General features: G+C 58.0%; 24 protein-coding genes. 20 read left to right on the forward strand and 4 right to left on the reverse strand.

What is annotated here, in order from left to right; all coding sequences use genetic code 11:
* Window positions 1-42 precede the first annotated feature (42 nt).
* From ACYU7Z_RS04585 to ACYU7Z_RS04605, 5 genes are all read left to right on the forward strand, one after another.
* Complete coding sequence (locus tag ACYU7Z_RS04585) at window positions 43-390, forward strand: MmcQ/YjbR family DNA-binding protein (protein WP_460567840.1); 348 nt, start codon at window positions 43-45, stop codon at window positions 388-390.
* Window positions 387-881, forward strand: a complete 495-nt coding sequence (locus ACYU7Z_RS04590; RefSeq protein WP_460567842.1) for a VanZ family protein — start codon at window positions 387-389, stop codon at window positions 879-881. Before ACYU7Z_RS04585 ends, ACYU7Z_RS04590 begins: the two co-directional genes overlap by 4 nt.
* 176 nt (window positions 882-1,057) lie before the next feature.
* Window positions 1,058-1,255 carry a 50S ribosomal protein L35 gene (rpmI, locus tag ACYU7Z_RS04595; RefSeq protein ID WP_131445992.1) on the forward strand — a complete coding sequence of 66 codons (198 nt, stop codon included), beginning with the start codon at window positions 1,058-1,060 and terminating at the stop codon, window positions 1,253-1,255.
* A 50-nt stretch (window positions 1,256-1,305) separates the two neighbouring features.
* Complete coding sequence (rplT, locus tag ACYU7Z_RS04600) at window positions 1,306-1,650, forward strand: 50S ribosomal protein L20 (RefSeq protein ID WP_460567844.1); 345 nt, start codon at window positions 1,306-1,308, stop codon at window positions 1,648-1,650.
* A 275-nt stretch (window positions 1,651-1,925) separates the two neighbouring features.
* A complete protein-coding gene (locus ACYU7Z_RS04605; RefSeq protein ID WP_460567846.1) occupies window positions 1,926-3,323 on the forward strand; it encodes a type III PLP-dependent enzyme domain-containing protein in 1,398 nt (465 codons plus the stop codon).
* Window positions 3,324-3,353: 30 nt separating this feature from the next.
* Here the strand turns inward: ACYU7Z_RS04605 and ACYU7Z_RS04610 are convergent, their stop codons facing one another.
* On the reverse strand, window positions 3,354-3,794 hold the full coding sequence (locus ACYU7Z_RS04610) for a hypothetical protein (protein WP_460567848.1): 441 nt from the start codon (window positions 3,792-3,794) through the stop codon (window positions 3,354-3,356).
* 191 nt (window positions 3,795-3,985) lie between these two features.
* On the opposite strand from ACYU7Z_RS04610, the gene ACYU7Z_RS04615 reads away from it, so the two are divergent.
* Window positions 3,986-5,593: a cation:proton antiporter gene (locus ACYU7Z_RS04615; protein WP_460567850.1), complete on the forward strand. Its 1,608-nt coding sequence runs from the start codon at window positions 3,986-3,988 to the stop codon at window positions 5,591-5,593.
* Between the two features lie 110 nt (window positions 5,594-5,703).
* Here the strand turns inward: ACYU7Z_RS04615 and ACYU7Z_RS04620 are convergent, their stop codons facing one another.
* Window positions 5,704-6,147 (reverse strand): Hsp20/alpha crystallin family protein, encoded by a 444-nt coding sequence (locus tag ACYU7Z_RS04620; RefSeq protein ID WP_460567852.1) that lies wholly within the window; start codon window positions 6,145-6,147, stop codon window positions 5,704-5,706.
* Window positions 6,148-6,329: 182 nt separating this feature from the next.
* On the opposite strand from ACYU7Z_RS04620, the gene ACYU7Z_RS04625 reads away from it, so the two are divergent.
* From ACYU7Z_RS04625 to ACYU7Z_RS04655, 7 genes are all read left to right on the forward strand, one after another.
* The gene (locus ACYU7Z_RS04625) at window positions 6,330-6,746 is read left to right on the forward strand and encodes a BrxA/BrxB family bacilliredoxin (RefSeq protein ID WP_460567854.1); all 417 of its coding nucleotides are present in this window, start codon (window positions 6,330-6,332) and stop codon (window positions 6,744-6,746) included.
* A gap of 127 nt (window positions 6,747-6,873) precedes the next feature.
* A complete protein-coding gene (locus ACYU7Z_RS04630) occupies window positions 6,874-8,172 on the forward strand; it encodes a prolipoprotein diacylglyceryl transferase (RefSeq protein WP_460567856.1) in 1,299 nt (432 codons plus the stop codon).
* A 243-nt stretch (window positions 8,173-8,415) separates the two neighbouring features.
* A complete protein-coding gene (locus ACYU7Z_RS04635) occupies window positions 8,416-9,273 on the forward strand; it encodes a sigma-70 family RNA polymerase sigma factor (protein ID WP_131445970.1) in 858 nt (285 codons plus the stop codon).
* 188 nt (window positions 9,274-9,461) lie between these two features.
* On the forward strand, window positions 9,462-10,355 hold the full coding sequence (locus ACYU7Z_RS04640) for a DUF4249 domain-containing protein (protein ID WP_460567859.1): 894 nt from the start codon (window positions 9,462-9,464) through the stop codon (window positions 10,353-10,355).
* Between the two features lie 146 nt (window positions 10,356-10,501).
* Entirely contained in the window at window positions 10,502-11,449 is a 948-nt protein-coding gene (trxB, locus tag ACYU7Z_RS04645) for an NAD(P)/FAD-dependent oxidoreductase (protein WP_460567861.1), read from the forward strand.
* 100 nt (window positions 11,450-11,549) lie between these two features.
* Window positions 11,550-11,915 (forward strand): dihydroneopterin aldolase, encoded by a 366-nt coding sequence (folB, locus tag ACYU7Z_RS04650; RefSeq protein WP_460567863.1) that lies wholly within the window; start codon window positions 11,550-11,552, stop codon window positions 11,913-11,915.
* Window positions 11,916-11,917: 2 nt separating this feature from the next.
* Window positions 11,918-12,673, forward strand: coding sequence for a tetratricopeptide repeat protein (locus tag ACYU7Z_RS04655; protein WP_460567865.1), 756 nt, complete (start codon window positions 11,918-11,920; stop codon window positions 12,671-12,673).
* 116 nt (window positions 12,674-12,789) lie between these two features.
* Here ACYU7Z_RS04655 and ACYU7Z_RS04660 read toward each other — a convergent pair whose 3' ends face one another.
* The gene (locus ACYU7Z_RS04660; protein ID WP_460567867.1) at window positions 12,790-14,133 is read right to left on the reverse strand and encodes an MATE family efflux transporter; all 1,344 of its coding nucleotides are present in this window, start codon (window positions 14,131-14,133) and stop codon (window positions 12,790-12,792) included.
* 281 nt (window positions 14,134-14,414) lie between these two features.
* On the opposite strand from ACYU7Z_RS04660, the gene ACYU7Z_RS04665 reads away from it, so the two are divergent.
* From ACYU7Z_RS04665 to ACYU7Z_RS04690, 6 genes are all read left to right on the forward strand, one after another.
* A complete protein-coding gene (locus tag ACYU7Z_RS04665) occupies window positions 14,415-15,215 on the forward strand; it encodes a DUF3822 family protein (protein WP_460567869.1) in 801 nt (266 codons plus the stop codon).
* Entirely contained in the window at window positions 15,203-15,754 is a 552-nt protein-coding gene (locus tag ACYU7Z_RS04670; RefSeq protein WP_460567871.1) for an RsmD family RNA methyltransferase, read from the forward strand. Before ACYU7Z_RS04665 ends, ACYU7Z_RS04670 begins: the two co-directional genes overlap by 13 nt.
* Window positions 15,751-16,320, forward strand: coding sequence for a 5-formyltetrahydrofolate cyclo-ligase (locus ACYU7Z_RS04675; protein ID WP_460567873.1), 570 nt, complete (start codon window positions 15,751-15,753; stop codon window positions 16,318-16,320). The genes ACYU7Z_RS04670 and ACYU7Z_RS04675 overlap by 4 nt, the downstream gene beginning before the upstream one ends.
* A gap of 28 nt (window positions 16,321-16,348) precedes the next feature.
* Window positions 16,349-17,386, forward strand: coding sequence for a tetraacyldisaccharide 4'-kinase (gene lpxK, locus ACYU7Z_RS04680; protein WP_460567875.1), 1,038 nt, complete (start codon window positions 16,349-16,351; stop codon window positions 17,384-17,386).
* Window positions 17,386-19,515, forward strand: coding sequence for a ribonuclease R family protein (gene rnr, locus ACYU7Z_RS04685; RefSeq protein ID WP_460567877.1), 2,130 nt, complete (start codon window positions 17,386-17,388; stop codon window positions 19,513-19,515). The genes lpxK and rnr overlap by 1 nt, the downstream gene beginning before the upstream one ends.
* A 115-nt stretch (window positions 19,516-19,630) precedes the next feature.
* On the forward strand, window positions 19,631-20,596 hold the full coding sequence (locus ACYU7Z_RS04690; protein ID WP_460567879.1) for a polyprenyl synthetase family protein: 966 nt from the start codon (window positions 19,631-19,633) through the stop codon (window positions 20,594-20,596).
* A gap of 24 nt (window positions 20,597-20,620) precedes the next feature.
* Here the strand turns inward: ACYU7Z_RS04690 and ACYU7Z_RS04695 are convergent, their stop codons facing one another.
* A complete protein-coding gene (locus ACYU7Z_RS04695) occupies window positions 20,621-21,013 on the reverse strand; it encodes a hypothetical protein (protein WP_460567881.1) in 393 nt (130 codons plus the stop codon).
* A gap of 298 nt (window positions 21,014-21,311) precedes the next feature.
* On the opposite strand from ACYU7Z_RS04695, the gene ACYU7Z_RS04700 reads away from it, so the two are divergent.
* A complete protein-coding gene (locus tag ACYU7Z_RS04700) occupies window positions 21,312-23,027 on the forward strand; it encodes an amino acid permease (protein ID WP_460567883.1) in 1,716 nt (571 codons plus the stop codon).
* Window positions 23,028-23,088: the final 61 nt, after the last annotated feature.

The raw sequence follows: 23,088 nt of genomic DNA on the forward strand, positions 1-23,088 counted from the left end.
ATATTCACCCCGCCGTAAATCATCATTCAATAAGCGATACTTATGGACCGCGACAGCCTGCGCAATGCCTGCCTCGCCCTGAAAGGGGTGCAGGAGGAGATCAAATGGGAGCACGACCTGGTGTACACGATCGGGGGAAAAATGTTCTGCGTGACCGGCATGGAAGGCCCCGTGGACTTCAGCGTGAAGGTTCCCGACGATTCCTTCGAGGAGCTGTGCAGCGTGCCGGGGATCGAGCCCGCCCCGTACCTGGCGCGCGCCAGGTGGGTACTCGTTACCGAAAAGTGCAGCTGGAAACCCTCCAAAAAGCTGGAATTGGTGCAACAGAGTTATGGGCTCGTGGCGGCCAAACTGACCAAGAAAGCCCGTACCGAGCTCGGCCTGCTATGAGTGCGGGCGCCACAACCGGCAGGAGCGCCGGCATTGCGCTGCGCCGCATCGGGGCGATCCTCCTGCTGCCGTACCTGGCGGCACTCACCTTCCTGTTTGTCGTCAAGCGGCCGGACTATTTCTGGCAACAGGTCACTTCGTTCCGCTGGAGCGCCATGGGGCGCACGGTGAACCTGCTTCCGGGCCGCACGCTACTTTACTACTTGACGCTGCAGGAGAACTGCTTTACCGGGATTACGCAGCTGGGCGGCAACCTGCTCGGGTTTGTCCCCTTTGGCATCCTGCTCCCGCTCTGCTGCCGCCCGGCCCGGCGGGCTACCGGGCTAACCAGCTTCGCGGCCGCGCTGAGCCTGCTTTTCGAGCTGTTCCAGTTTGCCACCAACGTGGGCACCTTCGACGTCGACGACCTGCTCCTGAATGTCGCCGGGGCCGTTTGCGGATTCTTTATGCTCCGGTGGATGCTGAAGCGCTTCGCCCTATTGAGTTTGTAGTTGCGCAGGCAGGCACAAAGGAAAGATTTTCAACTGGTTAGGCGATTTAACGTCAAACTACAGACTACAAACCACAAACTTTCCTTACTTTTGCGCTCCCTTTGTCTGAAAAGGCTCCCTAAGTGCTCGCCCGTGCGCGCCGCCTCCAGGACGGAATCTCAAATTTGCATTGTAAAATGCCTAAAGTAAAAACGAACTCCAGTGCCAAGAAGCGTTTCAAGGTAACGGGCACCGGAAAGATCACGCACCAGAAGTCCTTCAAGCGTCACATCCTGACCAAGAAATCTACCAAGCGGAAGCGCCACCTGCGGAAAGACGGTGTTGTTGCCAAATCCCACATGGATTTCGTAATGCGCCTCCTGCGCCTGAAGTAATTCAGCGCAGCAGTTAGAAACCTCCTTTAAAAAATTCAAACTGATTTCCCATGCCTCGTTCCGTAAATGCCGTTGCCTCCCGTGCACGCCGCAAAAGAATTCTTAAGCAAGCCAAAGGCTTCTATGGCAAGCGTAAAAATGTATACACCGTAGCCAAAAACGTAGTTGAGAAGGGTATGACCTACTCCTACGTAGGCCGCAAACTGAAGAAGCGCGAGTACCGCCGCCTCTGGATCGCGCGTATCAACGCCGCCGTCCGCGAAGAGGGCCTGACCTACTCGCAATTCATGAACCTGATCGCGAAGAAAGGCATCACCCTCGACCGTAAGGTGCTCGCCGACCTTGCCATGAACAACCCCGAGAGCTTCAAGGCGATCGTGGCCCAGGTAAAATAAGTTTGTGGTTTGGAGTTTGTCGTTCTATCCGGACGCAGACACTAGGAATACAACGAAAAGAATTGAGCCGCCTTCGGGCGGCTCTTTCGTTGGCTATTCTTCTGCAGGTAATGATGGGCACATTTCGTTGCCGCGCTTCGCGCAACTCCAAACTCCAAACTATAAACTCCAAACTAGGCCGCCGCAGGAGGCTTTTGCCGTTGCGGCGTTTGTTTTCGGCGAAAACGTACATTTGGAAAAATTTTGTCACCGACAACAACCCCTCTACCCGGTAAATGACGAATTCATATTTCGGTCTCGTTGAACAGACATTCAACTTCCCACAGGAAGGACTCGAAGTAAAAGACGGTTACCTTCACTTCAATGGCCTGGACATCAAAGCCCTCATCGACAAGTATGGGACGCCCCTGAAGGTTTCGTACCTCCCCAAGATCGGCTCCCAGATCAACAAGGCAAAGGACATGTTCGAGAAGGCTATGAAGAAGCACAAGTACGAGGGGCAGTATAATTACTGCTATTGTACCAAGAGCTCGCACTTCTCGTTCGTGGTGGAGGAAGCCCTGAAGCACGGTATTCACCTGGAGACTTCCTACGCTTACGACATCGAGATCATCAAGAAGCTCCACGAAAAGCGGAAGATCAATAAAGAGATCTACATCATCTGCAACGGCTACAAGCAGAAAGGCTATACGCGCCGCATTGTGCAGCTCCTCAACAGCGGCTTCCGCAACACCATCCCGGTGCTCGACAACAAAGAGGAGCTCGCGGCCTATAAATCGGTAAAAGGCACCTTCAAGATCGGCATCCGCGTAGCAGCCGAAGAAGAGCCGACCTTCCCGTTCTATACCTCGCGCCTCGGCATCCGCGCCAAGGACATCCTGGAGTTCTATGTAGACAATATCGAGGGCTACGAAGACAAGTTCCAGCTCAAGATGCTCCACATCTTCCTGAACAAAGGCATCAAGGACGATATCTACTACTGGTCGGAGCTCAATAAGATCATCAACCTGTATTGCCAGCTGAAGAAGATCTGCCCCGAGCTCGATTCGATCAACATCGGCGGCGGCTTCCCGATCAAGCACTCACTCGGCTTCGAATACGACTACCAGTTCATGATCACGGAGATCGTGGGCAACATCAAGGCGGCCTGCAAGCGCAACAAGGTGCCGATGCCGAACATCTTTACGGAATTCGGTTCGTTTACGGTAGGCGAGAGCATGGCCCATATCTACAGCGTTATCGGCGAGAAATCGCAGAACGACCGCGAAACCTGGTACATGATCGACTCCTCCTTCATCACCACGCTGCCCGACACCTGGGGCATTGGCGAGAAGTTCCTGATGCTCCCGATCAACAAGTGGGACAATGAGCCGCAGCGGGTTGTGCTGGGCGGTATCACCTGCGACAGCCACGATTATTACGACTCGGAGGAACATATCAACGAGGTGTTCCTGCCCAAGACCAACGGCGAGGAGCCGCTTTACGTGGGCTTCTTCCACACCGGCGCCTACCAGGACCAGATCTCGGGCTATGGTGGCATCAAGCACTGCCTGATTCCCTCGCCCAAGCACGTGATCATTGAGCGCGACAAGAACGGAAAGCTTGTCGACTGGCTTTATGCGAAAGAGCAAAGCGCCCAGAGCATGCTGAAGATCCTGGGTTACATCAAATAAAAAAAGCCCCTCGCTTCGAGGGGCTTTTTCTTACTGTTTTCTTCCGAGGATCCGGTCGGCTGCGTTCTGCCGTCGCTGGTCGTTCTGCTGGCGTATCTGGTCCTGCTGCTGCGGTGTTTGCTGGATGTAGCCACCGCGGCCTCCCGACCGCTGGTGCCGGTAGCCACCGCGGGAAGGGTAGGGGTTGTAGGCGCCGTAGGGGGCAGGGTAGCCAGCGCCGTACGGGCTGTACGCGCCATAGCCGCTGCTAACGGGGTAATAACGTCCGGAGAACGGGTCGCGCTCCATGAGGATGCTGGCACCGGGACGATAGGGATCGTCCACCCAGATGCGGGACGGCGCCGTTGTACTCACACGCGGATCGGGCTCGTAATAGTCGTCGCCCGTACTTTGCTGGAGGGGCGCGCAACCAACCGCGAGCGCCGCCAGGAGTCCGGCTCCGACTATTGATCCCAAAAAGGTGTTTTTCATAGTAGCTTACTTTACATTGAAGACGCAAAAACAGATCCCATTATTCATAACAGAAAGCAGATATGAAACGACTCCTGGCAATCTTAACGTTTTGTACGACAACGGCCTCCGCGCAATGCGCCGAAGACAGCGTCCGCGCCACGATCAACGGGCTTTTTGAAGGCATGCGGAAGGCCGATTGAATCAAGCCTATGCAACATCCATTTTTACAATACATCGGGCTCATTGCCATTATCCTAGCACTCGTAATGGTCGCCGGAAAGCTCCGGCTGGCCTACCCGATCGTACTGGTGCTCGGAGGCTTGGCGCTCAGTTTTACAAGCGCCTTCCCCGACAGCAGCATCGACCCCGACATGGTATTCCTGATCTTCCTTCCGCCGCTGCTCTACGAGGCCGCCTGGCAGGTATCGTGGAAAGAATTCTGGAAATGGCGGCGCGTCATTGCCAGCTTCGCATTCCCGATCGTCATCCTCACGTCCTTCGTGGTGGCATTCGTGGCACACGCTACCATCCCGGGCTTCACGCTTGCCCTTGGCTTCCTGCTTGGTGGCATCGTGTCGCCGCCGGATGCCATCTCTGCGACCACCATCATGCGCCGCGTGCAGGTACCGAAGGTTTTGCTGAGCATTGCGGAAGGAGAGAGCCTCCTGAACGACGCGTCCTCCCTCATCGTGTTCCGCTTCGCGCTGGCGGCTGTGGCCACCGGGCAATTTTCGTTGCGCACAGCCACGGCCAGTTTCTTCATCGTCATAATCTTCGGCGTTGCCATCGGCCTGCTGGTAGGATTGATATTTTACGCGATTCACCGCTGGCTTCCGACAACCGCCAGCATCGAAACCGTACTCACGCTTCTGACACCCTACTGCATGTATTACGCAGCGGAGTACTTCCACTTTTCAGGCGTCCTGGCTGTTGTGAGCGGCGGCTTGTTTCTTTCGCGGAAACGCCACACACTGCTTACGTACGAAAGCCGCATCCAGGGCGTCAATGTCTGGAACAGCCTCGTGTTTGTATTGAATGGTCTAGTGTTCCTGCTGATCGGTCTCCAGTTGCCGCATATCAGCAGGCAAATGGGCAGCACGCGGATTCCCGAAGCGGTTGGTTACGGGTTGCTGATATCGGGCGTGCTGATCGTAACAAGACTTGCCTGCTCCTTCGGGGCGTCGCTGTTTACGCGCTTTATGAGTCATTTCATTACGGTAGCCGACCCCAACCCCGGCTGGCGCGGACCGGCGGTTCTTGGCTGGGCAGGAATGCGGGGCGTCGTATCGCTGGCGGCTGCGCTGTCCATACCGGTTTATCTTTCCGGCGACCAGGCCTTTCCGAACCGGAACCTTATCCTGTTCATCACGTTCGTCGTAATCCTCGTAACGCTGGTGCTCCAGGGGCTCTCGCTGCCCTGGCTGATCCGGAAAATGAAGCTCGTCGACCGCGCCGCTGTTTTTTCGGAAGAAGAGCAGGAGCGCATCATCCAGCGGAAGCTTGCTGCCTACTCGCTCGAATACCTCGAACAGCACCCGGAAGCGGCCGATCCGCAGAATCCCTATATCAAAAACCTGGAGAACCGGCTTCGGACCGACCTGCAGGTATTTGCCGCAGTTCCCGACGACGCGCGCAGCAGCCAGATGGCGCCGCTTGGAAGCTTCCAGCAATTCTACCTCGGCCTGCTCAACGAGCAACGTCGACTGCTCAAACTAATGAACAAACGATCGGAGTTTGACGAGGAACTGATTCGCAAATACCAGGGGCTGATCGACCTTGAAGAGCTCAAGGTGCATGGAAAGCTCGTTAAGCTTTGATGGCTGCATACAACTGTGGCCTGTGTTACAAAAGCAAAGCCCCGCGTAGACACGCGGGGCTTTAAACCAAAACCAACTGCTTATGAGAAAACGTTTAGAAGCGTTGCCGCTTACTGAATTTCAATTTGCTTTACGGAAGGTTTGACCTCCGCACGCTTCGGGAGGTTTAACGTCAACACACCATTAACATATTGTGCTGAAACCGCCGTAGCGTCAATGTTTTCATCCAATGTAAAAGAACGCTTGAACGAGGCAAAGGTGTATTCGTGACGAAGAAACTTCTCTGATTTAGCAGAGTCTTCACGTTTCTGCTCGGCCGAAACTGTCAGCATCTTGTCGTCGAGGCTGATGCTGAAGTCTTCCTTTGCATAACCGGGGGCAACCACATCGAGCTGGTAGCCGCTTTCGGTTTCGCGAACATTCACCGGCACCATCTTGCGGCCGTTGCTTGCAGCGCGCTCACTGTTATAAGACGGGAACGGAGCAAAAAAGTCGTCCAGTAAATTGTTAAAAGTGCCGGCAACGGGGCGGCTGTTGAATCGAGTCAGTGTCATAGCTTTTATTTTTTCGGTTTTTTAATTCGGAGTAACGCAGCCTGCAGATCAAACAAAGCACCAACCCACGGTTTCCGGCCACTATGTCATTGTTGCAACATCAAATACGCCAATATGTCCGGCGGGCGCGGGTTGCACTGCAATACTTACAGTTGCGTACCTTTGCGCAAACACGAAAAAATATGTATCCCGCAGAGATAGTACAACCCATGAAAGAAGAGCTGACCGACAATGGCTTTTCCGAATTGCTGAATAGCTCCGAGGTAGAGGAGCAGCTGAAAAAGAACGGCACCACGCTGGTGATGATCAACTCGGTGTGCGGCTGCTCGGCCGGCACAGCGCGCCCCGGTGTGCTGATGGCGGTACACAACGCCAGCAAGAAGCCCGACTTCCTCGCAACCTCTTTCGCAGGCTTCGACACGGAAGCGGTGCAGACGATCCGCAAGCACCTGATGCCCTACCCGCCCTCGTCGCCCGCCATTGCCCTCTTCAAGGACGGCGCGCTGGTGCACTACATCGAGCGCCACCAGATCGAAGGCCGCTCGGCACAAATGATCGCGAGCAACCTGATCTCCGCATTCGAGCAATACTGCAATTAATCGCAGCCCGAAGGCGTGCCACGCTTAGAACGCTACGTTGGAAAGTCCCGCACTGCGGGACTCTTCTTTTTCGGGGCTGCCGCGCTTTCTGCGTGGCCTATTTTCCTTTCTGCTATTTTCGCAGCCTATGTATCCCAACCTTTACTACGCTTTCCGGGATCTCTTCGGGATTGAAGTTGGCTTCCTGCGCATCATCAACACCTTCGGCTTTTTCGTTGCCATTGCGTTCCTGATCGGGGCCGCGCTATTGAGCCGCGAGCTCCGGCGCAAGGGCCAGCTCGGGCTGCTGCAACCCACCGAGGAGCAGGCGCTTGTGGGTCAGCCGGCATCGATCGGCGAGCTGCTGATCAATTTCATAGGCGGCTTTGTGCTCGGCTTCAAGATCGGCGGGCTTATCACGCTCGGCTCCGACGTGCTCCAGGATCCGCAGGCGTATATTTTCTCCGGGATGGGTAGTCCCCTCATCGGCATTCTCACGGGTGGCGCCCTCGCTGCCTGGAAGTGGTGGGAGAAGCGCAAGGAGCAGCTGCCGAAGCCCGAGAAGCGCAGCATCCGCATCTGGCCGCACGACCGGGTAGGGGAGTTCACGATCCTCGCGCTCATCTTCGGGCTGCTGGGCGCGAAGCTCTTCGACATTTTTGAAAACTGGGGCGACTTCCTCAAGCACCCCTCGGACTATATCTTTTCCCCGGCCGGACTTACGTTCTACGGAGGTCTTATCTGCGCCGGCATTGCGATCGTTGTCTATGCCCGCCGCCACCGCATCCCCGTACGGCATCTTGCCGATGCGATGGCACCGGCACTCATGATCGCCTACGCCGTAGGCCGTATCGGCTGCCAGACAGCCGGCGACGGCGACTGGGGTGTTTACAATTCGGCCTACGCGGTAGATGCCAACCAGAAGATCGTGGAAGCAGCCCCGGGCAGCTACGAGCGCACGCTGCAGGCGCACCCGGGCTACATGCAAAGCCGCTGGCGCGAGAGTGGCGGCGTGCCCGAGCACCGGTATTTCAAGAATCCCGTCGGCTTCCTCCCGAACTGGTTCTTTGCCTACAATTACCCGCACAATGTGAATGAAGACGGCGTGCCCATCGCGGGCTGCACCGATAATAAATACTGCAATGCCCTGCCGGTACCGGTTTTCCCGACACCGCTCTACGAGATGCTGGCCGGAACGGCGCTCTTTTTCCTGCTCTGGGGGCTTCGCAGGCGGATCCGCACTGCGGGTGGGTTGTTTTGCCTTTACCTGGTCGTGAACGGCATCGAGCGCTTCCTTGTGGAAACGATCCGCGTCAATACCCGGATCGATTTTCTCCCGGGCCACCCCACGCAGGCCGAAGTGATCGCGGTAGGATTGGTGCTCGCCGGGGTCATTGGCTGGATCCTGCTGGCCAGAAAAAAGGAGGCCAGCCCCGCCGCATTGTGAATAATTCGCCTTTTCGGTGTATAAGTGACCCCTTTGCCCATTTAGCGATAGTTACACAGGCTTTCTGCCAACGTAGTACAGTTTTTGCTGCGCATAATATACGGAAAATTGTTATGCAAATTCATTTTTCCGGCTTACCTTTGCAGACAGTGCCAAAAAAGTTTAACTCGGCTTTTTCGCAGCGTTTTGCAACAGGCAAAGGTCTTCATTCGTTCAATATCTAAACGCAAGGAATAACACACTATGAGGCAACTCAAAATTGCTACCCAGATTACTAACCGGGACTCGCAAGCCGTTGAAAAATACCTCCAGGAAATCTCCAAGATCCCGATGATCACACCGGAGGAGGAAACAACGCTGGCCCAGCGCATCAAGATGGGCGACCAGCGGGCGCTCGACAAGCTGGTGCAGGCCAACCTCCGCTTCGTAGTATCGGTGGCCAAGCAGTACCAGCACCAGGGTCTTTCGCTTTCCGACCTCATCAACGAGGGCAACCTCGGCCTCATCAAGGCTGCCCAGCGCTTCGACGAGACCAAAGGCTTCAAATTCATCTCGTACGCCGTTTGGTGGATCCGCCAGTCGATCCTCCAGGCGCTTGCCGAGCAGGGACGCCTTGTGCGCCTTCCGCAGAACAAGATCGGAACCTACAACAAGGCCAACAAGGCCTATATGGCTTTCGAGCAGGAGCATGAGCGCGAGCCCAGCACCGAAGAGCTCGCCGACATCCTCGAGATGAGCGAGACCGAGATCAACAACATTTTCCAGAGCAATACGCGCCACACCTCCCTCGACGCCCCCGTGCACGAGGCCGAGGACGTAGCCATGGGCGACCTGCTGGAAGGCTCCGACGATACCGACGACGACGTGATGAAGGACTCGCTCCGCGCCGAGATCCGCCGCGTGCTGAAGTCGCTATCGCCGCGTGAAGCCGAGATTGTCAACGCCTACTTCGGCCTCGACGGCGAAAACGGTGTCACCATCGAGCAGATCGGCCAGAAATACGACCTGACCAAGGAGCGTATCCGCCAGATCAAGGAGCGCGCCATCAAGCGTCTCCAGAAGGCACGCTACAGCAATGCGCTGAAGGCGTATTTAGGATAAGAACGTGAATCGTCAATCGTGAATCGTCAATACGCAAAGCGCAGTTAATAAAGAACGGATGCCACAGGGCATCCGTTCTTTTTGTAACCAGATCTCCCCGCGCAAACACTAGGGCCTCTCGTTACACAGAAGCCATTCACGATTGCCGATTCACGATTGACGAATTCTCCTGTCTTACCTTTGCCCCGATGAAACACCGCCGCCTCCTTCTCGCGCTGCCGGCCGCCGTTTTCTTCGCCGGCTGCGAGAAAAACATCGACTTCAACCTCAACGACGTTCCGCCGAAGCTGGTGGTGGAAGCAACTATCGAGAACGGGCAACCGCCGTTGGTGATCCTCAGTAAATCGATGGGCTATTTTTCAAGCCTTAGTCTTGACCAGCTGGCCAACTCCTTTGTGCACGGCGCGCAGGTGGAGGTATCGAACGGTGTTGTGACGCACCGGCTCCGCGAGTATACAATCCCCGCGGGTAACTCCGGCTATTTCGTCTCTTTTTACTCGATCGACTCCAGCAACCTGTCGACGGCTTTCCTGGGCACCCTGCAATCGAATTATTCCCTCCGGATCGTATCGGAAGGGGAGACCTATACTGCGCAAACGCGGATCCCCGCCATCACGAAACGCATCGATTCGATGTGGTGGCGCATCAACCCGCGCGATACGACCGACGGCAAGGTGGAAGTGATGGTGAAGGCAACCGACCCGCGCGGCTACGGCGACTATGTGCGGTACTGGACGCAACGCAACAGCGAGCGCTTCCTGCCGGGGCGCAACTCGGTATTCGACGATCTCGTGATCGACGGCACCACCTACGACCTGCCTGTGGACCCGGGTATCGACCGCGCCGGCACCAACAACGGCTTTGACGAGCGCGCCTTCAAACGCGGCGACACCGTGACCCTCAAGCTGGCCAACATCGACAAAGCCACCTACGACTTCTGGCGCACGATGGAATATACGTACCAGTCGGTAGGCAACCCCTTTGCCTCACCCACGCGCGTGCTGAGCAACATCAGTAACGGAGCGCTGGGCTACTTTGGCGGCTACGCAGCGCAGTACCGCACGATCATCATTCCGAGATAGGTACGTAAGGTTCTAAAAGTTCTGAGGGCTCTGAGCGTTGTGTGTGGGGGAGATTTCAATTTTCTCCAAGACCATTCAAAACCTTCAAAACCTTCAGAACCCTTAGAACCTTTTTCCCGCTAAATTTGCCCCCCGAAGTCACTCGTATGGATAACAACAGCCCCGAAAAAGTACAGCTCCTCATCATTGGTTCCGGCCCGGCCGGCTACACCGCCGCCATCTATGCCGCTCGTGCCAACCTGAAGCCCGTACTGTACCAGGGTATCCAGCCCGGTGGACAGCTGACCATCACCACCGAGGTGGAGAACTATCCCGGCTTCCCGGAAGGCGTGCAGGGTCCCGAGCTCATGGTGCATTTCGAGAAGCAGGCACACCGTATGGGTGCCGATCTTCGCTACGGGCTCGCCACGGCAGTCGACTTTTCGGTGCATCCCTTCCAGGTGACCATTGACGAAGAGAAACAACTGGAGGCCGATGCCATCATCATTGCCACCGGCGCCTCCGCCAAGTGGCTTGGTCTTGAGAGCGAGCAACGGCTCAACGGCTACGGCGTTTCCGCCTGCGCGGTATGCGACGGATTTTTCTTCCGCGGCAAGGAAGTGGCCATCGTCGGAGCCGGCGATACAGCGGCCGAAGAAGCCCTCTACCTCTCCAAGCTTTGCTCCACCGTGCATATGATCGTGCGCCGCGACGAAATGCGCGCCTCCAAGGTGATGCAGGACCGCGTGAAGGCAACGCCCAACATCAAGATCTATTGGAACTCGGTGACCGACGAGATCATCGGCGAGAAGACCGTCGAGGCGGTACGCATCTGCAACACGCAGCTTGATGAAAAAACCGAGATCCCCGTCAAGGGCTTCTTCGTCGCCATCGGCCACCAGCCCAACTCCGATATTTTCAAAGGCCAGCTCGATATGGACGACGCCGGCTACCTGATCACCGTGCCCGGCACCGCCCGCACCAACATCGAAGGCGTGTTCGCCGCCGGCGACGTGCAGGACAAGATCTACCGCCAGGCGGTAACGGCCGCGGGATCCGGCTGCATGGCCGCCCTTGATGCCGAGCGCTTCCTGTCGGAGAAAGGCCTGCACTAGGCTTCCCCGGCCGCCTTCGGAAAGCGGGCCGGCCGCCGCGGTTCCGAAATTGCTCTTAAAAGGGGCAAACCGCAACGGCTATTTTCTTAAATTGAGGATGATGACTTCCTTCTTTACGATCGCACTCGAAGGTTTGCGCTTTCATGCGCCGCACGGCGTGTATGCCGGCGAGGCCGAAACGGGCAACGACTTCGAGGCCGACCTGCGTATCGAGGTGGACGGTTCGGCGGCAGTATTGCATTTGTCCGACACGGTAAACTACGTGCGGGCCTACGAGGTGCTGCGCCGCGTTTTTTCGGAGCGCGAGGCCCTGCTCGAAACACTCTGCCAGGCGGCAGCGGTGCAGCTCGAGGAAGCCTTTCCGCAGATGCGGCGCCTCGACTTATCGATCCGCAAGCTGACGCCCGCCATTCCGCATTTCCAGGGCACGGTGCGCGTCTCATTTTCGAAAGCCTATAACACCTGACCATGATCTCACCCCGTTACCTTTTTTTTCTCGGGCTGCTCGCCGCCGGAGTCGCGCAGGCGCAGCCCGAGCGCGAATGGCTCGAAACCGCCCAGCGCCAGGAAGCCGCGCTCAACGAAGGAGCTGCTTTTGAAACGCTTAAGGTTGCCGTGAAGGTCAATCCTTCGAGCTACCCCGCGCTCTGGAAGCTCAGTGAGCTGTGCAGCCGCATCGGCAAGCGCCAGTCGCAAAAGGAGCAGCAGCTTGCCTATTACCGGCTGGGCAAATCCTATGCGGAGCGCGCTGTCACCGTGAACCCTTCGGGCGCCGACGGCTATTACGTGCTGGCGGTGGCCATGGGCCGCATGGCGATGACACAGTCGGGAAAGGAGCGCGTGCATTCGGTAAAAGATATCCGCACCTATATCGAGAAGGCCTTGCAGCTGAATCCCAGTCACGGGCGCGCCTGGCATGTGCTGGGCAAGTGGCACTACGAGGTAAGCAACCTTGGTATGTTTGAAAAAGCGGCGCTTCGCATTGTGTACGGTGGACTGCCGCCCGCTTCGCTTTCGGAGAGCATCAGCTGCTACGAGCGCGCCCGGCAGCTGGAGCCCGACTTCGCACTGAATTACCTTGAGCTTGCCAAAGCCTACCACAAAAACAACCAGGACGATAAAGCGCGTGAGTGTCTCCGCCGCCTCGCCACTGTTCCGCTCCGCACCGGCGATGACGCCCATATCAAGCAGGAAGGCGCGCGGATGCTGAAAGAATGGAGCTAAATGGTCTGCTAATAGGGTAGCCTGCTAGTCTGCTAATGCTGGTTTGTTACCAGCAGAGTACCAACAAGAACTTTCATTAGCAGACCAGCAGATTAGCAGACTAGCAGACTATTTCATTAGATTTTTTTCTCCCGCCACCTTCCTTTTTTGATGTAGAAATACGACCCGGTGAAGAGGATGGTCCAGTACAGGAACTCCGACATCCAGGCCCAGACGATCGAAAGGTGCCAGCGCTCCAGTACCAGGAAGACATAGAAGCAGTAAAACACGATCGCGCCGAGCTCGATGAGGAAAGTGACGCGGCTGTTGCCCGTGCCCGTAACGGCATTGAGCCAGATGGTTGCCACCGACATCAATACGAGTGCCGCCGACACCACGCGGATCACCGGGACGCCGGCTTCGACAAAGGTGCCCTGCAACCCGTAGATCGATAAGTACACTGACGGAAATGCATTGAGAAACACGAATACGGCGGCCGCAAGACCCAGCGAAATCCATTGGATCTTCCTGATACAGCCGACCACGAGCTCCTGCTTGCCCTGGCCGATCAGGTTGCTCACCATGGCATTGGACGTCGCGGCGAAGGCCCACACGAATACCCCGAAAAATCCGAAGATGTTGCGCATCGTGTTCGACACGGCGAGGCCCGTCTGCCCGCTGTTGCGCTCAATGAGGATGTAAAAGAAAAACCAGGCAATGATGCTGATGGCGTGCTGGAACACGAGCGGCCCCGACAGCGACAGGATGGCCCGGATGTTCGCGGGATCCCATTCGGTTTTTCGGAACAGCGCGAACTCGCGGTCGAGGCCACGGAGGCGGATGATGATAAAGATGGCGAACATCCCGAGGAACTCGGCGATGATGGATGCATAGGCGGCACCGTCGAAGCCGATCGCCGGAAGGCCAAAGTGGCCGAAGATGAGCGCGTAGTCGAACAGGACATTCGCCACCGCTTCGACGACGGTGCCCGCCACGAGCAGGCGGCTGTTGTTGGTGCCTACCAGCAGCGCGTTGCGCATCTGGTAGATATACAGGAAGGGGAGGCCCCAGATGCGGATCTGGAGAAATCGGATCGCTTTTTCGGCGGTGCCGGGATGATGCACCACGGCGCGCAGAATGGCGGGAGCTCCGGTGAACGTAAGCACGATACCGAGCAGCGCGATGCCCATCGCTACCAGAATCCCCTGGTGAAAGATCTTGCCGATCTCCTCGGGCCGGTTTTCGCCGGCGCGTCGGGCAATGAGCGCCTGCAGACCGTTGTTGAGCCCGTAGCCGACGCTTGAGAAAATGAGGTAGTATACGCCCGTGATGCTCGCCACGGCAAGCGCCTCCTCGCTCAGGTGACCGAGGAACACGTTGTTGATGATGAAATTGAGGTTCGGAACCAGCAGCGCCAGGCTGATGGGCAGGGCGATTTTCAGGATCTGCCGGTTGCTGACCTCTACTTGTAGCGACGACATAAGGGCGCAAATATAGCCCCCTGTCCCCCGAAGGGCCATTTAGAACGGACATCATTATCGTTGGGAAGGATCCTCACAACGACGCTCATAAGCGGCGCATCAACCATCACCGGAGGCGGCGCCGTTGCGTCAGCGGGCAGGTGGTCCAACGGTTTGGGAGCGCCTTGTCGTGCCGGATCGGCAATTCTTTTGTGTCGTCCCGCTTTCCGAAACGAACCCGGCAAAAGATTCTCCCATCGAAGTGCCCCCTTCGGGGGACAGGGGGCTTTATATTTGCCTCAATGAACGTACTGTTTGATATCCAGGGCAGTGGCCGTGCTTCGGGTGGCTTGCTGCTTTGCGAGTGGGGAGCGGCGTACTGCTGCGTGGCCCTGCTCGACGGTGATACACGCCTCGTGCACCGGCTCCGCTACTGGGCCCTCGAGGATCCGCTCCCGGCCGATGACTTCGACGCGATCCTGGACGGCATCCGCCAATGGTCGGCGCATGCCGCGCGGGTGGTTTTCTGCTCGGCCTTCCCCGAAGCCGTGCTGCTACCCCAGCGCTGGGCCGGCGGCGCGCAGGAGGTGCTTCCCACACTGTTCCCGGTGCTTGGGCAGGTGCAGCAGGACCGCCTTGCCGAATGGCAGCTCACGACGGCCTATGCGTTCCCGCCCGCGCTCGACGCAGCGCTCCGCGCCGGTTTCCCGGGCGCCGAGTACTACCATGCCTTTACCCCGGCGCTCAAATGCGGCAGCGGCATCGACGCAGCGACGCAGCTCCAGGTGCACTTCGCGCCGAAGCAGTTCCGCGTACTGGCGAAGCGGGATGGTTTCCTGCAGCTGGCGCAGGTGTACCGCTACGACAGCCCGCTGGACGTAGTGTATTACCTCCTGCGGATCGCCGCGGAAACGGGTCTTCCCGGGCGCGACACGCCACTTGTGCTCAGCGGTCTTATCGACGAGCAGTCGGCCCTGTACCGCGAGCTGTACCAGTACTTCAGCAACCTTCATTTTAGCCGCACCGACGGCATGGCTACCGAAGAAGGCCGGCCGGCCCACTATTTCACGTCACTTCATAACCTGGCCCAATGCGTATCATAAGCGGAAGCCTCGGCGGACGGCGCATCCAGCCCCCGGCCAATATGCCCCACACACGGCCTACCACCGACATCGCCAAGGAAGGTCTTTTCAACATCCTCCAAAACAACCTCGACTTCGACGAGCTCCGGACGCTAGACCTGTTCGGCGGCACCGGCGCCATTACCTACGAGCTCGCTTCGCGCGGCGTTCCCGACCTCACCATCGTGGAGAAGGACCCGAAGATGTTCGACTTCATCCGCAAAACGGCCGAGGCACTGAAGATCGAAGGCATCAAGCCCGTGCGCTCGGATGTATTCCGCTACATCGACGAGTGCAGCCAGCAGTACGACTTCATCTTCGCGGGCCCGCCCTATGCGCTGACGACGATCGACGAGCTCCCGCGCAGGATCTTTGAAAAGGGACTCCTGAAGCCGGGCGGCTGGTTCATCCTCGAGCATACGCCGCGCAACGACTACAAGAAGTTCCCGCACTACAAATGGGAGCGCAACTACGGCACAACTATTTTTACCCTCTTCGAAAACGAAGTCCCCGAAGCATGACGAAGAAGGAAGCACGTACCCATTTCCGCAAGCAACGCGACAGCATCGAGCCCGCGTGGCAATCGAAAGCCGACGACCTCATCCTCATCCAGTTCCAGACGATCGACTTCCCGTTCCTGGAGCGGGTCATGAGCTTTTACTCCATTTCGGAAAAGAAGGAAGTGAATTCCTTCCTGCTCACCGATTACCTCCACTTCCGCAACCCGGCGCTGCAGCTGGCCTACCCGCGCATGCGCGTAACCGATACCTCGATGGAAGCCGTAGCGGTGGCGGCCGATGAAGCCTTCACCGAAAACGAATACGGGATCACCGAGCCCATCGGCAATGCCGTCATCGACCCGCTGCACCTCGACCTGGTGCTCGTGCCGCTGCTTGCCGTTGACCGCCAGGGGCACCGCGTGGGCTATGGGAAAGGCTATTACGACCGCTTCCTGGCGCGTGTTTCGGCAGATTGCATCAAGGTGGGCGTATCGTATTTCGAGCCGATCGGGCGCTTCGAGGACGCCGATGAATTTGATATACCTTTGGACCTTTGCGTTACCCCCGAGCAGGTCTATGTTTTCTAGCTTCTTTCTGAAATCCTTCCGGATCCTTTTGTTCCCGCTGTCCCTGCTTTACGGCGGCATCGTCATGCTCCGCAACTGGCTCTACAACCGCGGTTGGATGCGCTCCGTAACCTTCGGCCTGCCGCTCATCTGCGTGGGCAATCTCTCGGTTGGGGGTACGGGTAAGAGCCCGATGGTGGAATACCTCGTGGGGCGCCTCCGCGGCCGCTACCGCGTGGCAACGCTGAGCAGGGGCTACAAGCGCAAAACGCGCGGGTACGCCCTCGCCAATGAGCAAACCACCGCGCTGGAGATCGGCGATGAGCCGATGCTGTTTCACCGCAAGTTTCCCGATGTGCCCGTAGCGGTAGGCGAGGAGCGGCTCGTGGCCATCCCGCAGCTCCTGCACGACCGTCCCGACACGCAGGCCATCATCCTCGACGATGCCTTCCAGCACCGTCCGGTGAAGGCGGGCCTCAACATCCTCCTCACCGATTACGGCAACCTCTACACCCGCGACTTCTTCCTGCCCACGGGCGACCTCCGCGACAGCCGCAGTTCCGCTGCGCGGGCGCAGGTGATCGTGGTAACGAAATGCCCGCCGACGCTCGACACTTCCGAAAAGGAAGCGCTTCGCCGCGAGCTCGCCCCAAAGCCGGGGCAGCAGCTCTTCTTCACCACGATCGCCTACGGCGCGGCGTACCATATTCTCAACAGGCAGTTTACTACCATCGACGAGCATACGGAAGTGTTGCTGGTAACCGGCATCGCCAACCCGCGCCCGCTGAAGAAATATCTCGAGGAGCGCGTGCACACCTATTCGATGATGCACTACGGCGATCACCATATCTTCAGCATCGACGACTGGAAGGAGATCCGTGAGCGCTTTGCCACGCTGGAAGGTCCGCGCAAGATCATCCTGACCACCGAAAAAGACGCCATGCGCCTCCTCAAGTTCGAGGGCGAGCTGGCGGAGCTTCCGTTCTATGTACTTCCTATCGAGCACCGGTTCCTGTTCGAGGAGGGAACACAATTTGATAGTATCGTAAATAACTTCATACAAGAGTTCAAACAACCCGGTCAATAATGGGCAGAAAAAACCAGAAGAAGAAAACAGGCGAGCGAGACGATGCCGGACGAAAAGGACAGCCGAGGGGCGGACAACGCGGCGGTGGTGGTCGCAGGCAGGGCCCGCGCGCCGGCAACAGCGACACCTACACGGGTAAGCTGGAGGTCACGCGGTCGGGGATGGGCTTTGTGGTGGTCGATGGTCTCGACGCCGACATCCTCGTGCGCCCCAACGATTTCAATACCGCCCTCCACGGCGACAAGGTGCGCGTAGCCGCAGCTCCCGGCCAGGAAGGCCGCCGGATGCAGGGCGAGGTGGTACAGGTGCTCGAGCGCAAGCAAAGCGAATTCATCGGCACCCTCCAGTCGAGCAAGGGCTTCGGCTTCGTGGTGATCGATGGCGACAAGAAAACGCCCGACATCTTTGTACCCGAATCGTCCATGAACGGAGCCGTCGACGGAGACCGCGTGGTGGCCCGCATCAAGGAATGGGAAACCGGCAGCGGCAAGCGCCCCATCGGCGAGATCGTCAGCGTGCTTTCACCCGAAGACCGCAACGACATCGCGATGAAGGAGATCCTGCTCGAGAACGGCTTCGGGCTGCAGTTTTCCGACGAAGTGCTCGAAGAAACGGCCCGCATCCCCGATACCATTCCGCAGGAAGAGATCGACAAGCGCCGGGACTTCCGCAACATACTCACCTTTACCATTGACCCGGTCGATGCCAAAGACTTCGACGACGCCCTTTCGATCCGCGTGCTCAAGAACGGCAACTACGAGATCGGCGTACACATCGCCGACGTGGGTCATTACGTGGCGCCCGGCACCGAGCTCGATAAGGAAGCCTACCAGAAAGCCACCTCCGTATACCTGCCCGACCGTGTAGCGCCGATGCTCCCCGAGCATATTTCCAACGTGCTCTGCTCGCTCCGCCCGCACGAGGACAAGCTGACCTTCTCCGCCGTTTTTGAAATGACGGCCAAAGCCCAGGTTAAAGGCTACTGGCTTGGTAAAACGATCATCCACTCCGACCACCGCTTTACCTACGAAGACGTGCAGGAAGTGATTGAAAAGCAGGAAGGTCATTACGAGGACGAGATCATGCTTCTCAACAACATGGCCCAACGCCTGCGTAAAAAGCGCTTTGAGAACGGGGCTATCAATTTCTCGTCGCAGGAAGTTCGCTTCAAGCTCGATGAGAAAGGAAAGCCCATTGGCATCGTCGTAAAAGAAAGCAAGGAAGCCCATAAGCTGATCGAGGAGTTCATGCTGCTCGCCAACCGCTACGTGGCCGAGCACGTGTCGAAGATCGAGGTGAAGAAAAAGCCCGTGCCCTTCGCCTACCGCGTGCACGACCTGCCCAGCGAAGAAAAACTGCTGCCCTTCATGGCCTTCGCAAAGAAGTTCGGCCACCGCTTCGATATGTCTTCTCCCGACAGGATCGCAGCGAGCTTCAACAAGATGCTGGAGGATGCCCACGGCAAGCCCGAGCAGCATGTGCTGGAGCAGCTTGGCATCCGCACCATGGCCAAGGCAACGTATACAACAGAGAACATCGGTCACTACGGCCTCGGCTTCGAGAACTACTGCCACTTTACCTCGCCCATCCGCCGCTATCCCGACATCCTGGTGCACCGCGTGCTCCTGAGCATCCTCGAGCAGGACATCGAGATCATCAAGGACATGGCCGAGAAATGCAAGCACTGCTCGGAGCGCGAGCGCGCGGCGATGGAAGCAGAACGCGCGGGCAACAAGTACAAGCAGGTCGAATACATGCTCGACTTCCTGGGCGAGGAGTTCGACGGCGTCATCAGCGGCGTGTCGGCCTTTGGCTTCTGGGTGGAAACGGTGGAGCACAAATGCGAGGGCCTGGTACCCGTTACAAGCCTGGTGGATTACGACGAATTCCGGCTGGTGCAGGAAGACTACAGCCTCGTTGGCGCACGCTCCGGCAAGAAGTTCCGGATGGGCGACAAGGTGCGGATCAAGGTCGTGGCAGGCTCGCTCGAAAAGCGTACGCTCGATTACGACTGGGTGCTCACGGCCGGCGACGAAGAGGAAGCCGAAACGCGCCGCAGCGCAAAGACCGGCGGAAGTACGCGCAGCGCCCGCAAGCGGAAGAACAAAGAAGACGAACCCGATTTTTAACGACTAGCGTGTTCGTGAATCGCCAATCGTCAATCGTGAATAGATTTACCAAAACTAAACGTATGTTTTCCAGCTCCGCGTTCTTTCGGGATGGGGCTGGGGGATGGGTCTGAACATGCATTCCTTCGAAACACTCGCGCAGCAATTTGCTGCCCATTTCAATACAGAGCACTTTCCGCAGGAGCCGGCATCGCTGTACGAGCCCAACCGCTATTTTCTTAAGCTCGGAGGAAAGCGCGTGCGCCCCGTCGGCGTGCTGATGGGCAACGAGCTGTTCGACGAGATCCATGCCGATGCGTGGAAGGTGGCGACCGCCGTCGAGCTGTTTCACAACTTCACGCTCATTCACGACGACATCATGGATGCCGCGCCGCTCCGCCGCGGTCAGGCCACGGTGCACGAGAAGTTCGGCTCCAGCACAGCGCTGCTGGCCGGCGACGTGATGCTGGTGGCGGCCTACGATTACCTCAACCGCATTGGCGGCAATCACCGCTTTGCCATCAACGCGCTGTTCAGCCAGACGGCGCGCGAGGTATGTGAAGGGCAGCAGCTCGATATGGACTTCGAGAAGCAATCGTCGGTAGGGCTGGAGGAATACCTCCGGATGATCAACCTGAAGACCTCGGTGCTCCTGGCTGCCTCGCTGCGCATGGGGGCGATCCTCGGTGGCGCGCTCGAACGCAACCAGCAGCTGCTCTACGAGTTCGGGCGCAAGCTGGGGCTGGCCTTCCAGGTGCAGGACGACTACCTCGATGCCTTTGGCGACCCGGAAAAGTTCGGCAAGCAGGTGGGTGGCGACATCAAGGCAAACAAAAAAACCTTCCTGCTCATACATGCACTCGAAACAGCCAGCCCGGCCCAGCGATCGGAGCTCGAGGACTGCCTCGCCGGCAACAGCGCCGATAAGGTAGACCGCGTGCTGTCGGTGTTCCGCGCCTCCGCTGTCGATGCCTGGGCGCGCGAACTGAAAGACCGCTACCTGCGCGAAGCGCTTGCCCACCTCGATGATGTGGCGGTGCTGTCCAAAAGAAAAGAGCCGCTCCGGGAGCTGGCTCTGTTCCTCATTCACCGGGATTCCTGACCGGCCGTGGTGTCCGGGCCGACGTTAGATGTAGGTTCCCGCGATATTGAATCCATGCACGAGGCAAGCTATGATGATCGTTACGTCCACCAGGATACTGGCGAAGAAGACGGGCACGGTTACTTTGGTGGGCTGTGCGGCGAGGTTGCAGACGAGCGCCGTACCCATGGCAACGATGGCCGCTATCCAGAGCGCAATATTGCTGCCCGCTAATACGATGGCAAAAAGCGTAATGGGGGTGATGGCACAGCCGTGGGCAACCAGGATGCCGGCTACCCAGCCGAAGTGATATTGCTCCTGCCGCTCACACCAGGCCATAAAGCGGCTGAAAAGGGTCGTCCGGGGTTTCGAAACCAGTGTAGCCTGGATGCTGCGCGGAAGGTAGGTTCTGTTCGTAGGGTTGGTAATCGCTGCCATTATTGATGTTTTTGATAGCACAAAGCTCGCGCTCCCGGCCAGCGAAGGCGCTGATGGAAGCCTTCCTGTTCCCTGACCTTCGTCAGTCCGCCCGCTGACCTCCGCTGTCTCCCTTCGACATACTCAGGACCACAGAAGGTCAACGCTCGCGCCGCGCAGCCGAAGTGCCAGCCTTTCCTTCGTTCAGGATGACCGCGCTTCGCTCTATTACCGCATCACCCCATTACGCCATTACCACATAACCCCATCAGCCCATTCGTTTTATATTGTAATTTCCCGCCTCAAATACCAAAACCGGATGCCGAACCAGCTTTTTCGGAAGAAGCAGATACACGTTATTTTACGGGAAGCCCAGGAAGGGCTCAGTGATGCCGAAGGACATGCGTCCGGGCTGCGCAAGGTGCTTGGCGTGCGCGACCTCACCGCGATGGGTATTGCCGCCGTCATTGGCGCGGGCATTTTCTCCTCCATCGGCAAGGCCTGCTTCGACGGCGGTCCCGGTGTGATCTTCCTCTATATTTTTACCGCCATCGCCTGCGGCTTCGCGGCACTTTGCTACGCCGAGTTTGCGTCGACGGTGCCCGTTTCGGGCTCGGCGTATACGTATTCCTACGTGGCCTTCGGCGAGATCTTCGCCTGGATCATCGGCTGGGACCTGCTCATGGAATACGCCATCGGCAACATCGCCGTGGCGATCTCGTGGAGCGACTACTTTACCGGCCTGCTCGACAAGGCAGGCATGGCCATCCCGCGCTGGCTCACCATGGACTATACGACGGCCCACAACGGCTTTCTCATGGCTACCGGAAAGATGGCCAGCGAAGGCATGGACCCGGCGGCGATCGCAGAGCGGGCACAGGCCTGGACCACTGCGCCGACGCTTGGCGCCCTGCACCTCATTTTCGACCTGCCCGCGCTCCTGATCGTGTCGCTCATTACCGCGATCGTGTTTGTCGGCATCAAGGAGTCGCGCTCCGCCTCCAACATCATGGTGGGCATCAAGCTCGCTGTTATCTTCCTCGTGATCGTGCTCGGCGCCTACTATGCGCACCCGGCCAACTGGACGCCTTTCACTCCCAACGGCATCTCCGGAATTCTGAAAGGAGTGTCGGCCGTCTTCTTCGCCTACATCGGCTTCGACGCCATCTCGACGACTGCCGAAGAATGCAAGGACCCGCAGCGGGACCTGCCCCGCGGAATGATCTGGTCGCTCATCATCTGCACGATACTTTATGTGCTGCTCGCACTGGTGCTCACCGGGATGGTCAACTACAAGATGCTCAACGTCGGCGACCCGCTGGCGCTCATCTTCCAGGCCCGGGGCATGCCCTGGATCTCGGGAATCGTTGCCGTAAGCGCCATCATTGCCACGGCTTCGGTGCTGCTCGTGTTCCAGCTCGGCCAGCCGCGTATCTGGATGGCCATGAGCCGCGACGGCCTGCTGCCCAAGATCTTCTCGCGCCTGCACCCCAAGTACAAAACGCCCTCGTTCTCCACGATCGTTACCGGCCTCGCCGTTGCGATCCCGGCGATGTTCCTCAACCTCGACGTGGTGCTGGCACTGACCTCTATCGGTACCCTGTTTGCCTTTGTGCTCGTATGCGCGGGTGTGCTGGTGCTCCGCGAGCAGCGCAACAAGCCCGAGTCGAAATTCAAAGTGCCTTACATCAGCGGGAAGTACATCGTACCAGTGCTTTACCTGCTGGCCGTTGGTCTTATCCTGCGTTACGATCCGGGCCACTTCGCGGGCACATTGTCGAAAGAAGCTTTTCCGATGGCCCTGTTCTGGATCGTGGCAACGGTAGTGGCCGTGCTTTCGTTCCTGCGCTCCTTCTCGCTGATCCCCGTCATGGGGCTCATGAGCTGCTTTTACCTGATGGCGCAGGAGCACCACAGCAACTGGCTCCGCTTCCTCATCTGGCTGGCCATTGGGCTCGTGGTGTATTTCACCTACGGCTACCGCAACAGCCGCCTCAACCAGGAAACACTGGCGGGCGCTGGGGCGCCCATGTAGAAATCTCGGATCTCGTGATCTCGGATCTATATAAACGAATCTGAAATCCTAAGATCTGAGA

This window comes from Flaviaestuariibacter terrae (genome assembly GCF_054777635.1).

What these genes read in the sequence shown, in the direction of transcription:
- ACYU7Z_RS04625 (WP_460567854.1), top strand. Translation starts at nt 6,330, where the DNA reads ATGTATCCCGCAGAGATAGTACAACCCATGAAAGAAGAGCTGACCGAC.
- ACYU7Z_RS04655 (WP_460567865.1), top strand. Translation starts at nt 11,918, where the DNA reads ATGATCTCACCCCGTTACCTTTTTTTTCTCGGGCTGCTCGCCGCCGGA.
- ACYU7Z_RS04620 (WP_460567852.1), bottom strand. Translation starts at nt 6,147, where the DNA reads ATGACACTGACTCGATTCAACAGCCGCCCCGTTGCCGGCACTTTTAAC.
- ACYU7Z_RS04690 (WP_460567879.1), top strand. Translation starts at nt 19,631, where the DNA reads ATGCATTCCTTCGAAACACTCGCGCAGCAATTTGCTGCCCATTTCAAT.
- ACYU7Z_RS04635 (WP_131445970.1), top strand. Translation starts at nt 8,416, where the DNA reads ATGAGGCAACTCAAAATTGCTACCCAGATTACTAACCGGGACTCGCAA.
- folB (WP_460567863.1), top strand. Translation starts at nt 11,550, where the DNA reads ATGACTTCCTTCTTTACGATCGCACTCGAAGGTTTGCGCTTTCATGCG.
- ACYU7Z_RS04640 (WP_460567859.1), top strand. Translation starts at nt 9,462, where the DNA reads ATGAAACACCGCCGCCTCCTTCTCGCGCTGCCGGCCGCCGTTTTCTTC.
- rpmI (WP_131445992.1), top strand. Translation starts at nt 1,058, where the DNA reads ATGCCTAAAGTAAAAACGAACTCCAGTGCCAAGAAGCGTTTCAAGGTA.
- ACYU7Z_RS04585 (WP_460567840.1), top strand. Translation starts at nt 43, where the DNA reads ATGGACCGCGACAGCCTGCGCAATGCCTGCCTCGCCCTGAAAGGGGTG.
- ACYU7Z_RS04615 (WP_460567850.1), top strand. Translation starts at nt 3,986, where the DNA reads ATGCAACATCCATTTTTACAATACATCGGGCTCATTGCCATTATCCTA.
- ACYU7Z_RS04665 (WP_460567869.1), top strand. Translation starts at nt 14,415, where the DNA reads ATGAACGTACTGTTTGATATCCAGGGCAGTGGCCGTGCTTCGGGTGGC.
- ACYU7Z_RS04610 (WP_460567848.1), bottom strand. Translation starts at nt 3,794, where the DNA reads ATGAAAAACACCTTTTTGGGATCAATAGTCGGAGCCGGACTCCTGGCG.
- ACYU7Z_RS04660 (WP_460567867.1), bottom strand. Translation starts at nt 14,133, where the DNA reads ATGTCGTCGCTACAAGTAGAGGTCAGCAACCGGCAGATCCTGAAAATC.
- ACYU7Z_RS04590 (WP_460567842.1), top strand. Translation starts at nt 387, where the DNA reads ATGAGTGCGGGCGCCACAACCGGCAGGAGCGCCGGCATTGCGCTGCGC.
- rnr (WP_460567877.1), top strand. Translation starts at nt 17,386, where the DNA reads ATGGGCAGAAAAAACCAGAAGAAGAAAACAGGCGAGCGAGACGATGCC.
- ACYU7Z_RS04630 (WP_460567856.1), top strand. Translation starts at nt 6,874, where the DNA reads ATGTATCCCAACCTTTACTACGCTTTCCGGGATCTCTTCGGGATTGAA.
- ACYU7Z_RS04675 (WP_460567873.1), top strand. Translation starts at nt 15,751, where the DNA reads ATGACGAAGAAGGAAGCACGTACCCATTTCCGCAAGCAACGCGACAGC.
- ACYU7Z_RS04605 (WP_460567846.1), top strand. Translation starts at nt 1,926, where the DNA reads ATGACGAATTCATATTTCGGTCTCGTTGAACAGACATTCAACTTCCCA.
- ACYU7Z_RS04695 (WP_460567881.1), bottom strand. Translation starts at nt 21,013, where the DNA reads ATGGCAGCGATTACCAACCCTACGAACAGAACCTACCTTCCGCGCAGC.
- trxB (WP_460567861.1), top strand. Translation starts at nt 10,502, where the DNA reads ATGGATAACAACAGCCCCGAAAAAGTACAGCTCCTCATCATTGGTTCC.
- ACYU7Z_RS04700 (WP_460567883.1), top strand. Translation starts at nt 21,312, where the DNA reads ATGCCGAACCAGCTTTTTCGGAAGAAGCAGATACACGTTATTTTACGG.
- rplT (WP_460567844.1), top strand. Translation starts at nt 1,306, where the DNA reads ATGCCTCGTTCCGTAAATGCCGTTGCCTCCCGTGCACGCCGCAAAAGA.
- ACYU7Z_RS04670 (WP_460567871.1), top strand. Translation starts at nt 15,203, where the DNA reads ATGCGTATCATAAGCGGAAGCCTCGGCGGACGGCGCATCCAGCCCCCG.